This window comes from Collinsella sp. AF38-3AC, from assembly GCF_003474365.1.
Taxonomy (GTDB): domain Bacteria; phylum Actinomycetota; class Coriobacteriia; order Coriobacteriales; family Coriobacteriaceae; genus Collinsella.
In genome coordinates this window covers 91507-103526 of the sequence record NZ_QROM01000002.1, presented here as the reverse complement: position 1 = coordinate 103526, position 12020 = coordinate 91507, and the positions used below count along the sequence as shown (strand labels likewise).

Below are 12020 nucleotides of genomic sequence, written 5' to 3'. Positions count from 1 at the left end.
GGGAGAAAGAAAGGAGTGGGAGGCTCTGGATGGAAAATAGGACATTATTGACTGACGATGGCCGTATTGTGCGAGTTGATAACGGCTATTGGTCGTACTACATAAATGGTGACCGTGCAACCGAACTATTGGATTATAAGTGCGGAAAATGGATGTTCTATTTCGGCGATATTGCTTTCGCCGAGAGTGTTTGTCGAAAGGCGGTTCTTGAAGGTGCCGTTGCGGAGTGTAAGCACACCGCGGCTGAAGTCTTTGACGGCAGCGGAGTCGGCTGTTTTTATCTAAACGTGGACGACATCGTTGCCCATCATCGAGTGCTTGCGTTTATGCTGGCAAATGGCTTGATTAGGAAAAAGAAAAACGGAACTCTATTCAACATCGGCTTTAAGCTGGACAGCCAGACGATGGCGGGAGAGTACGGATCTGAATTTAAAGCGGAAGTCAAATTGGAAGACTTTGTAAACCTGGAGACGGGTGAGTTTTGTAGCAGATGGCCCTCGGGCAGGACTATGGCTTCCGTAGCATCGACAACCTGACCACGCTCGCCATGCTCGGGTGCTCGGACCTGGGGCCTGCACTGCCGGGATGGGAGGTGCAGCGGCCGCCCGCATGAACTCACGAAGCCTCAAAAACCTGTCAGTCAAGTCAGAGGGAGGCTTGAGCCATCCCGGGGAAATTGCCGCGTGACCTATAATGTTTGGAACAGTTAAATGCGCTTTTTGCAATTGTGCAGATAGGTTTTGCTATGGTTTTCGATAAAGAGGCGGCGTTCGAGGAAGCAGTCATCACCGTGCTGAAGCAGCACGGCTGGGACGACGCAGGGGGTGTACTTCGCTATCCCACCGAGCAGGACCTCATCGACAACTGGGCGAAGATTCTGTTCCAGAACAACGCCGACATAGACCGCCTGAACGGCTGCCCGCTCACCCAGAGCGAGATGGCGCAGGTCATCGAACAAATCGAAACGCTGAAGACCCCGCTCGCACTCAACGGGTTCATCAACGGAAAGACCGTCGCCGTCACGCGCGACAACCCCGACGACGCGCTTCACCTGGGCAAGGAGGTGAGCCTGAAGATCTATGATCGTCAGGAGATCGCAGCCGGCCAGAGTCGCTACCAGATAGCTCAGCAGCCGGTCTATCCCGCGAAGAACAAGATCCTGAACGACCGCCGTGGAGACCTGTGCCTGCTCATCAATGGCATGCCGGTCATTCATATCGAGCTCAAGCGCAGCGGCATCCCCGTCAGCCAGGCCACTAGTCAGATCGAGAAGTATGCCCACGAGGGCGTGTTCACGGGGCTCTTCCGCCTGACGCAGATCTTCGTGGGGATGACCCCCGACGAGGCGCGCTATTTCGCCAACCCTGGCACGGGCGCGTTCAACCCGAACTTCTTCTTCCACTGGGAGGACTTCAACAACGAGCCTGTCTGCGCGGGCGACAAACCCGGAACCGACGAATGGAAGCGATTCACCTCCACTCTGCTCTCCATCCCTATGGCGCACCAGCTCATCGGCTTCTACACTGTGGCCGACAGCTCGGACGGCTGCCTGAAGGTCATGCGCAGCTACCAGTACTACGCTGCCGCCGCCATATCCGACAAGGTACGAAGGTGCAAGTGGGACGAGAGACCAAAGAGTAGCGCTCCGGGGCGCCCCGGCGGTTATATTTGGCATACCACCGGCTCCGGTAAGACCATGACGAGTTTCAAGTCGGCCCAGCTCATAGCCGACTCCCATGACGCCGACAAGGTGGTCTTTCTCATGGACCGTATCGAGCTGGGCACGCAGTCGCTTTCCGAGTACCGCGCATTCGCCGACGACTCCGACGACGTGCAGGGGACCGAGAACACGCAGGTGCTGAAGTCGAAGCTCGCGAGCGACGACCCCAAAAACCGCCTCATCGTGACCTCTATCCAGAAGATGAGCAACGTGAAGGCCGGCGAGGGTAGGATCACCCAGGCGGAACTCAACCGCCTGGCCTCCAAGCGGATCGTGTTCGTCATCGACGAGTGCCACCGCTCCACCTTCGGCGAGATGCTCCAGGACATACGCCGCGCGTTCCCCAACGCGCTGTTCTTCGGTTTCACAGGCACGCCGATTCTTGACGAGAACCAGAAGAAGGGCTCCACCACCGCAATGGTGTTCGGCGAGTGTCTGCACCGCTACAGCATCGCAGACGGCATCCGCGACGGCAACGTCCTGGGCTTCGACCCATATATGGTGACGACCTTCGACGACCACGACGTGCGCGAAGCGGTTGCCCTAGAGCAAGCGAAAGCCGCAACAGTAGCCGAAGCCATCTTCGACGATCGAAAGAGCAAGGTCTTCTACTACTATATGGACTCGGCAAAGGTACCCATGGGACCGATGGTCGACAGCGCCGGCAACCATATCAAGGGCATCGAGGATTTCCTTACCCGCGCCCAATACTGGCCCGGCACTCCGCACCACGAAAAGGTCGTAGAGGACATCCTGCGCTGTTTCCCGGTGCTCTCCCACGGCAACAAGTTCCATGCAATCTTGGCGACGAGCTCCATTCCGGAGGCAATCGACTATTACCGAGCCTTCAAGGAACGCGCCTCGCAGATGAAGGTGACCGCCCTTTTCGACCCGAGCATTGATAACAACGCCGGCTCTACGGTGAAGGAAGATGCCCTGGTCGAGCTCATAGAAGACTACAACAAGGCATACGGCCAGGAGTTCACCATCCCTACATGGCCCGCCATGAAGAAGGACATCTCGGCGCGCCTGTCTCACAAGAAACCCTACGTCAACGTCGACTCCAACCGCGACTCTCGTATCGACCTGCTCATCGTAGTGGACCAGATGCTCACGGGCTTCGACTCCAAATGGCTCAACACACTCTACCTCGACAAGGTCATCGACTACGAGAGCATCATCCAGGCGTTCAGCCGCACGAATCGCCTGTTCGGCCCCGACAAGCCCTTCGGCACGATCCGCTATTACCGTCATCCCCACACCATGAAGGGCTATATCGAAGCGGCAGTGAAGCTGTATTCGGGAGACCGACCGCTCGACATGTTTGTCCAGAAACTACCGGAGAATATCGCGTTGATGGACGCACGCCTTCAGGAGATACTCATGGTCTTCGAAGCGGCTGGCGTAGGAGACCTCTCCAAGCTCCCCGCATCGCAGGAAGCCAGGCGCAAGTTCGCCAAGGAGTTCGTTGAGCTCAGCGAGTTCCTCGAGGCCGCGAAGGTGCAGGGCTTCACATGGGAGCAGGACACCTACGAGTTTGAGGAGGAGCCGGAGGAAGGCGAGCCGAGGGGCAAGTCCTTCTTCGTGCAACCGGTCATCGACGAGCGGACCTATTTCATTCTCGTGCAGCGGTACAAGGAGTTGTTCGCAGGAGGGGGCGGGCCTGGCGACGCGCCCGAAGCGCCCTACGAGCTCGATGGTCATATAACCGAGATCGACACGGGGCTCATAGACAGCGACTACATGAACGCGAACTTCGAGAAGTGGCTGAAATGCCTTGAGCAGGATGACGAGGGTCTTGCCGCCGCGCGTGAGGAGCTTCACCGATCGTTCGCATCCCTAAGTCAGGATGACCAACGCTTCGCCGAGCTGTTCCTCCACGATGTCGAGCGAGGGGACGTCGCCCTGGAAGACGACAAGACGTTGAGGGATTACATCACGTCCTATGCCCGCAAGGCGAAAAACGCTCAAGTCGAGCGAATCGTCGAGGCGCTCGGCATAGACGGCGAGCTTCTTGCCAACATGGCTGCGCTTGACCTGACGGAATCGAACATTAACGAGTTCGGACGCTTCGACGATTTGAAGGACTCGGTGGACAAAGCGCGCGCCAAGGCCTTCTTTGAGCAGAAGGAAGGCAGGACGCTCCCCCTGTTCAAGGTGAACACCCGTGCGGCGGCGCTGTTGAAGAAGTTCATCCTAGAAGGCGGCTTCGACATCGACGAATGAGCGGCTTTTTTGAACAGACGAAATCGAAAGTTAGTCTATCTGAGGGGACGCATGCGACCATGCGCCCCCTCGTTTCAACTTGGGAACAGCGTAAGTTCGGGGAACTATATCGACCCGTATCTGAAAAGAACGATATGAGCTTCGGCCGCGATAAGATAATTTCCGTTGCGAACATGTATTTCAATTCTGTCGTATACGTGACTGAGGACTCATATTTAGCAACTTACAATGTAATGCGTCTTGGTGACATCGCCTTTGAAGGCAATCGAAGCAAGCGTTTTGCCCATGGCCGTTTCGTTGAAAACACAATTGGCGATGGCATAGTCTCCCACGTCTTCAAGGTATTTCGACCTGTTGGCAATAATTTCGATCTCGCTTACTGGAAGCACGCCATCAACAACGAGAAACTGATGAAGGACGTTTTAACGCGCTCCACAAAAGCATCCACCATGATGCATGAGCTTGTGTCGTCCGACTTCCTCGAAGAGTCGACCTTAGTGCCGTCTTTGGACGAACAGCGAGCTATAGGGACGGCAATCGATTCAATGGATAGCCTCATCACCCTTCATCAGCGTGAGCCAACTCACATGATGAAAGAGGGTAAAAATGCCAATCGGTATCAATGAAGAATCTCTTTTCTGCGACTACTACTCGCAATGGATTAGCGTCTACAAAGAAGGGGCCATCCGTGAGGTCACCATGGGAAAGTACCGGCTCACGCAGTCTTGGCTTGCCAAGCTGATTCCAGACCTCAAGATAAAAGATCTCGACCGGACCTCGTACCAGCAGCTCATCAATGGTTACGCAGAACACCACGAGCGCCAGACAACCATGGACTTCCACCATCAGCTTAAGGGGGCGATCCTTGATGCAGTTGACGAAGGACTCATTCCCCGCGACCCTACGCGCAAGGCCATCATCAAAGGGAAACAGCCGCGGGCGAAAAAGATCAAGTATCTCAACCAGTTTGAGCTTCATGCCATGCTCGGTGACCTTGATTTATCAGGCGGGCCGAGTTGGGATTGGCTTATTCTGATAGTCGCTAAAACGGGCTTGCGCTTCTCCGAGGCCCTTGGACTTACTCCCGAAGACTTTGACTTCGCCCATCAAACGCTCTCGGTGAACAAGACTTGGGATTACAAGAACGGTGGCGGATTCGTCCCCACGAAAAACGCCTCATCGATGCGGAAGGTTCAACTCGACTGGCAACTCATCATGCAACTTTCTGGGCTGCTCAAAGACCTTCCGCCGACTGAGCCCATATTTGCGAAGGGAAAGGTCTACAACTCGACGGCTAACAGCGTTTTAGCGCGCCACTGCAAAAATGTTGGCGTGCCCACCATATCCGTCCACGGGCTGCGTCATACACATGCATCACTCTTGCTGTTCGCCGGCGTCTCCATCGCCAGCGTATCCCGAAGGCTCGGGCATGCAAGCATGACCACCACTCAGGAAACCTATTTGCACGTCATTCAAGAGCTTGAGAACAAGGACATTGACATCGTCATGAGGGCTCTCTCGACTCTTATTTAACCTGCATCAGCAAACCGTGGCTCACGCTGATGAAGGGTGATGAGGTTATCGAGTTTGGCAAAGAATTGGCCAATTACTTTTTGTTCTCTATCGTCTGGGATAGTGACTTCTGCGCTCAGTAAGTCCTTGTTGTAAAGCCGCTTAATCGTGCTTCCCTCTAAGCCCCATTCAATTTGCGAGTATAAAGGCTTGAGAAATGCATCGTTCAGTCTATGATCATGTTCGAGCCATACAATGTTTGAGTCTTGGAAATATGCCTTTTCACCTTGGTATTCAACAACCCGCCCAATACTTCCTGCAGCCGATATCAATAATGTGCCCGGGGCTGGATACGGATAGGTATGCCTGAAGTCTTCAAACAACTCATTGGAGATGAAGGCATCTGGATCCGCACCAAAAGTTCCAATCTTAAAGAACGGAATATCGCCCTGCTCCGAGGTTTGCTCTTTGTAGATGCGCTTGCACATGGCAACAGAGCCAAAATCCCCCAACTTACGCTGTTCCCAAGATGGAGTCGTTCAATCTGGATAACCGCTTGGGAACAGCGTAAGTTGGGAGACTGTTTTGACTTTCTGCAAAATAACACGCTATCTCGTGCTGATTTAAATTCCGAAAGCGGCAGCGCCCGCAACATCCATTATGGAGACATTCTCATTAAGTTTGGCGATTGCCTTGGGCTCGATTCGGGTAAATTGCCCTTCGCCGACGACGAGTCGATACTTTCGAAATACGCGAACTCGACGCTTCGCATAGGCGACGTTATTTTTGCCGACACGGCTGAAGACGAATCTGCGGGAAAATGCGTTGAACTGGTTAAACTGCCAAATGAGCCCGTTATTTCCGGCCTGCACACAATACCTGCGCGCCCCAAATTTCCTTTTGGGTCTGGTTATTTGGGCCATTACTTGAACGCCCCTGCGTACCATGATCAGCTATTGCCCTTGATGCAGGGAATTAAAGTCGTTTCCATCTCAAAGACAGCTCTGCAAGATACGCAAATTTGCTTCCCGACAGCATTGGAGCAATCCGCGATAGGCACTTCTTTGAACGCACTTGATTCCCTCATCACCCTTCATCAGCGTGAGCGCAGAAAGGCACCATTCAGCTGGTCTTTCGCCTGGGAACAGCGTAAGTTCTCCGATCTGACCGACAGGGTCTCCATTCAGTCAAGCGATTCCGATTTGCCTCAAGTCGAATACGAGGACATCGTTTCCGGCGAGGGCACGCTGAACAAAGATTTGCGCGACAAAGAAGGCGGCAAAACAGGAATTAAGTTTTACGCCGGAGATGTTCTATACGGGAAGCTTCGTCCTTATTTGATGAATTGGCTATACCCGCAGTTCAATGGTGTAGCTGTTGGTGATTTTTGGATCCTTAGGGCAACAGAGTGTGACAGTTCATTTTTGTATCGGCTGATTCAAACGAACAACTTCCAAAGGCTCGCAAATGTATCTTCGGGCTCTAAGATGCCTCGCGCAGATTGGAATCTGATTTCACAATCGTTCTTCGCCGTGCCTGCCGATCACGCCGAGCAGAAGGCAATTGCGAAGAGCTTAGCCGAGCTTGACTCCCTCATCACCCTTCATCAGTGACAGTTCGGCGACACCGCGAGCGACATAATTTTCCTCATCAAAAAGAAAAGCCGCCGATTCGATATAGCGAAATCGGCGGCTTTGGGGCTCGAAACTAGAAACAACTCACGATGGTTGTTAAACAAACATCCTATCCAACAGCGATTTCTTAGTATTCCTCAATAACTCAAGCTTACGCTGATGAAGGGTGATGAGGTTAGCGAGATGGAGGAAAACCAATCCGACAGCCTCCTGTTCGCGCATGGAGGGCATCAAGAGAACAACATCGGCTAAGGTATCCTGCGACACATTGATATGTTGAGCGCCCTGAGCTCTGTGAGTAATTTGCTCGCGAATTAAAGAGGAACCAAGAAGATATTTAATGAAAATGGGGTTATACTCATCGACTTTTTTACCTCTTATCACGAATCCTCCGAAAGCGGATGGAACATGCTGGTCAAGATACACGTTCGACGTTCCGGCATCCTCCTGATTTTCCGAGCTGCGCTGAAACAGTACATCACCGTACTCAACACAATAGCGGCTAGCTTCTTCGTAATTTAGGCGAGCTTTGCCCCTTACTGTCTCGTGCGTAATGAATTCATCATCAAGAACATCCATGACACTGATAAGCGGAATCCCGCTTCCAAATGACTCGCTGGAGCCATTAAAACCATTTTGGAAAAGAAGCAGTTCCCCCAACTTACGCTGTTCCCAAGGGTCAGTAAAGCCGGCGAAGCGGATTTCGGGGAATCGCTCACCCGGTTTGGGAAACATCTTATCAAGCATCGATTTCTTTAACTGAACAAGTTTCTCAAACTTACGCTGATGAAGGGTGATGAGGTTGTCTAATTCTGCGAAGAAGGAGCCGATTTGCCGCTGCTCTTCAAGCGATGGCACTGAAGTTTCTAGATTTGAGAATTCGGTTTTGTTGACGATTTGCATGGTTGCCGCTGCGGCGGATTTCTTCATTTGGTCAGACCAAATAACACTTTCCGTAAAAAGAAAATACGAATCGTAATAATCCTTTTTCGGTGCTAGGGCGTTAATCTGCTGATTGAAACCGCAGGTTGTTTGCGTAATTGCGTTCTTTCCGATACTCGCGATACATGTACAAAGAATGGACCCAGCGGGCACGGTACGAGCGACAGCTATACCTAATTCGCTCAATGCTTTTTCAGTACGTAGCCATGGAGTCCCATCGATGTCTGTAGGCGTGGCCCAAGGCATTCCATCGACTTGATAATAAGCCTCATTATCGGTCGGTGGAGTATTTCCAGTTTCGATACGCCCTAATTCCCCCAACTTACGCTGTTCCCAAGGGTCAACGAAGCCAGCGAAGCGGATTGCGGGCACATTGATCTTTTCAGCCATGCTATTCACCTCCCAACAGTTTCTGCAGCTCGGCAATGCCTGCCATATCGTGCTCGTTGCCCGTGAGCTGGCCTAGCATCGCCGCCAGCTCGTTTTCCGTCTCAGTAATCTGGTTGCATACGTCCGAATAGGTTGTCGCGTACTTTGCGTTCAGTGCGACAATCTTTGCGATGAAATCGCTTACGACAGCATTGGGCAGCTCGAGCAAATCAGATTGCAGCGGCTCAATCCACTTTGCAGCAAGCAATTCGTCACATTGGGTGTCGGTCAAGCCCTCGATAACCTCCTTGGTCTTTTTCTCGAGCGCAAGTTTCGCTTCCTTATTTGCTTTCTTGAGTGACTTCTCCTCGTCGAGAAGCTCCTTCGCTTGTGCAAGGACGTATTCAAAGCTATCGATGGGAAAGCCTACTGCCAGCTTTAGCTTTCCTATATAGGATGCAACCTTTGCTTTGCCGTAAGTTCCGTCTTTGTTTGACTCCATTTCCTGCCAGGAAACCTCAGGGTGCTTTTCAATGAAGGCTAGCTTTTCTTGCTTTTTTGCTTTTCGATCAAGAAGTTTCAAATATTCTTCCAGGTCATGAATCGCTGGAGAGGAGATATATTTCATCTCGCTGTTAAGATGGGCATTGATTTCTTTGAGGACGAATGCATCGTTTGAATCGTTAATCACTGGAGAGTCGAGCTGCTCGGCGTCCAAGGAATCAATCAATTCAGAACAAGACGAGGATATGGCGGACAGCCTCACCTCCATCGAGTCTATTTTGGCAACTTCGGCTGTGAGTATGTGGCTTTGCACTAGCTCGAACGGGAGTACATGACCAATCCAGCCGTCCTGAACTTCAGTTTCCTTTCCGTCTTTCTTTTTTATCACCATATTCGGATCGACTTTGCGCACGGCTTCTTTACCCTCGGTTTGGATAATCTCGAGGTCACCGGAGATGCCCGTCCATGCATCGTCGAGAGCTTGATAGGCATCATATCCGTCAACAAGCGCGACATCATGAAGGGCATCGCGAAGCCGTGCTGCAATACGTTCTTCTTCGGCCACGGAATCGACCTGCAACGCGCCATCAACCAATCGCTTTCGCAATTCCTCAGGCAGATGGGCCAGCGTATCCCGATAGCCGCCCAGAAATGAGGCGACGTCGGCGTTGGCCTTCACCGTTGCTGCCACGTCGTCCGTCACGGAAGCAAGGCACGACCCGCCGTCATCGCCGTAAAGCTGGCCCTTCAGGCTCGGCCACACCTTCCAGTAGCGGTCGAGAGCGTCGACTTCGGCCTTCGGAACTCCACCGAACATGGCGGCGTACACGTCCCAGCTCTCAGCGGCTTCGGACGAATCCACATAGCGCGGAATATTGAGGTTGTAATCGTTGGCGCGTATCTCGTCGATAGTCACCAGGCGGCTGAACTTTTCAACGGTCGCCCCGGTTGTCACCGCGTCCACGATGCGGCGTATATCGCTCGCGCGCAGCTTGTTGTTCTTGCCTTCCTTCACAAAGTGCTTCGACGCATCCACGACCAGCACGTCGCTGCTCTCGCGCTGCTTGCGAAGCACCATGACGATGGTCGGGATGCCGGTGCCGAAGAAAATGTTGGCAGGGAGCCCGATGATGGCCTGGATATGACGATTCTCCACCAGGTTCTTGCGAATAGTGCCTTCCTCGCCGCCGCGGAACAGCACGCCATGGGGCAGAACGATGCACATGATGCCGTCGGGGCGCAAGTGGTACAAATCATGCAAAAGGAAAGCGTAATCGGCCTTGGATTTAGGGGCAACGCCGAACTTGAAGCGCGGATCGAGTTCTTTGTCTTCCGGATCCCAGTTTTGGGAGTAGGGCGGATTCGACACCACGGCATCGACGAACAGTGGATTGTAGGTCTCATCCTTGTTCTCGACCGTATCGAACCAAGGCCAATCGTCTTCGAGCGTATCGCCATTGCGCGCCACGATGTTGTCGGGGAGTATTCCGCGCATGACCAGATTCATGCGCGTGAGGTTGTACGTGTTCTCCTTAAGCTCCTGCGCATAATACTTGATGGAGTTTGGGTCGCCGTTGCGTCGCGCCACTGCCTTGCCGATATTGATAAGCAGCGAGCCCGATCCGCTCGTGGGGTCGTAGATGGTGATGTTCTCGCGTCCGGCCAGGTGCCATGAGACAATCTCGCTCATGAGCATGGACACCTCGTGCGGCGTGTAGAACTCGCCGGCTTTCTTACCGGCGTTGGCGGCGAAGTTGCTGATGAGGTATTCGTAGATGAAGCCGAGCACGTCGTAGTTCTGGCGACCGTCCATCGGGATGTCCTTGATGAGGTAGATGAGGTCGCGAGCGGCCTTGGACTGGCTCCGTGCGTCGGTGCCGAGCTTGGAGAGGCCGGTCTGCAACGTGTCGAAGATGCCGTCGAAGACGCGCTTGCGGGCAGGGTCGATATTGCGGCTAAAGGCGGAGAGGGCGTCACGAACATTCGAAATCTCGAAGTCGCCGCTCTTGGCGACCCAGGTGGAGAAGAGGTTCTCGTAGGCGATGAAGTAGCCGCACTCGCCCTTGACGAACTCGACTGTCTCCTCGTCGTCTTCCACCAGACTGGGCAGGTCCTCCTCGGCGAAGTCGCGCGCCTTCAGGCGGGCAACCTCAGTCTCAGAAAGGAACTTGTAGAAGATGAATCCCAGAATGTAGTCCTTGTACTCGTTAGCCTCGATCTTGGAGCGCATCTTGTTGGCGGACTCCCATATCTTGGAGGCCAGCTGCTGCTTGTTCATCTAGTTTTCCTCATTTCTATAGACTTGGTTGAGCGTTTCTCCGTCGTCGCTTACCCATTCGGCCCAGCCGTTCTGGCTGCCGCCGAGCACAAACACCGCCGCGGCGCTGGGCGTCGGGAATTCGAGATCCTCGGTGAGCTCTGCGATGCCGCCCGAATCGCCGAAGATCTCCCTACGCGCGGCCGCGACGCTCGCGTTCTTCAGCACGGGCCTCGAGAGGTTCACTTTCGAGCCGGCGAGCACGGTGAAGTGCCCGGTGGCCTTGTCGTAGCGTCCCGCCCCGCGTATGCCGTTCTTCTTCGTGTGGAAGACCGTCGGCGCACCTGCGGGGCCCTGGTCGACCCTATCGAGGTCGTACCCCAGAGCCGCCATCCTGAAGAGGATCCTCTCGTGCAGGCGCTCGACGGCTTCCTCCTTGTACGGGTCGACGTAGGGCTTGGGCGTCGCCGAGTTGTCGGTCTCGTACGAACCGTGGATGCGCACGTAGTCGATGGCCTTTGCCTCGAGGACGTCCAGTGCGTCCCTGCTGATGTTCTGGTCATCGTCGAGGAACATGACGGCCTTGTTCCAGAACTCCTTCTTTGCCTTGTGTGCGTCGAGCCGGGCGATGCCCTGGGTCGTCTGCCCGGCATAGACGCGGCTCACGTTGCCGTGGTCCTCGTCGAGTAGGTAGTAGATGCCGCGCTGCGGGATGTTCGGTAGCGACTTCGCCTCGGCGAGGTCTTCCCTCGGAACGATGACGGTCACGAGCGACTCGCCGTCGATGCGACAGATGCGGATGCGGTCCGGCTGCGCGTCTATGAGCTGGACGGTGAGAGTCTTAACCCTGATCATG

The 12020-nt window shown here is 54.0% G+C and carries 8 protein-coding genes and 1 pseudogene; 5 read left to right on the top strand and 4 right to left on the bottom strand.

Features of this window, described 5'->3' with window-relative positions:
- Positions 1-29: 29 nt before the first annotated feature.
- The 4 genes from DW029_RS01835 to DW029_RS01820 all read left to right on the top strand — a co-directional run bounded on the left by DW029_RS01835 (position 30) and on the right by DW029_RS01820 (position 5479).
- Positions 30-536, top strand: a complete 507-nt coding sequence (locus DW029_RS01835) for a hypothetical protein (RefSeq protein WP_118345124.1) — start codon at positions 30-32, stop codon at positions 534-536.
- A 209-nt stretch (positions 537-745) separates the two neighbouring features.
- On the top strand, positions 746-3946 hold the full coding sequence (locus DW029_RS01830; protein WP_118345123.1) for an HsdR family type I site-specific deoxyribonuclease: 3201 nt from the start codon (positions 746-748) through the stop codon (positions 3944-3946).
- A 134-nt stretch (positions 3947-4080) separates the two neighbouring features.
- Positions 4081-4572 (top strand): hypothetical protein, encoded by a 492-nt coding sequence (locus DW029_RS01825; RefSeq protein WP_233543766.1) that lies wholly within the window; start codon positions 4081-4083, stop codon positions 4570-4572.
- Positions 4553-5479 (top strand): site-specific integrase, encoded by a 927-nt coding sequence (locus tag DW029_RS01820; RefSeq protein WP_118345121.1) that lies wholly within the window; start codon positions 4553-4555, stop codon positions 5477-5479. Before DW029_RS01825 ends, DW029_RS01820 begins: the two co-directional genes overlap by 20 nt.
- Here the strand turns inward: DW029_RS01820 and DW029_RS01815 are convergent.
- Positions 5476-5973 (bottom strand): annotated as a pseudogene (locus DW029_RS01815) (restriction endonuclease subunit S); the annotation flags it as partial. The gene DW029_RS01820 and the pseudogene DW029_RS01815 sit on opposite strands and share 4 nt — an antisense overlap.
- Positions 5974-6030: 57 nt before the next feature.
- Here DW029_RS01815 and DW029_RS11625 point away from each other — a divergent pair.
- Positions 6031-7071 (top strand): hypothetical protein, encoded by a 1041-nt coding sequence (locus DW029_RS11625; RefSeq protein ID WP_233543765.1) that lies wholly within the window; start codon positions 6031-6033, stop codon positions 7069-7071.
- Between the two features lie 117 nt (positions 7072-7188).
- Here the strand turns inward: DW029_RS11625 and DW029_RS01800 are convergent, their stop codons facing one another.
- From DW029_RS01800 to DW029_RS01790, 3 genes are read right to left on the bottom strand one after another with little or no spacing between them, the layout of a single operon-like run.
- Complete coding sequence (locus tag DW029_RS01800) at positions 7189-8424, bottom strand: restriction endonuclease subunit S (protein WP_118345119.1); 1236 nt, start codon at positions 8422-8424, stop codon at positions 7189-7191.
- Position 8425: 1 nt separating this feature from the next.
- Positions 8426-11185 carry a type I restriction-modification system subunit M gene (locus DW029_RS01795; protein ID WP_118345118.1) on the bottom strand — a complete coding sequence of 920 codons (2760 nt, stop codon included), beginning with the start codon at positions 11183-11185 and terminating at the stop codon, positions 8426-8428.
- The gene (locus tag DW029_RS01790) at positions 11186-12019 is read right to left on the bottom strand and encodes a GIY-YIG nuclease family protein (RefSeq protein WP_118345117.1); all 834 of its coding nucleotides are present in this window, start codon (positions 12017-12019) and stop codon (positions 11186-11188) included.
- Position 12020 lies beyond the last annotated feature (1 nt).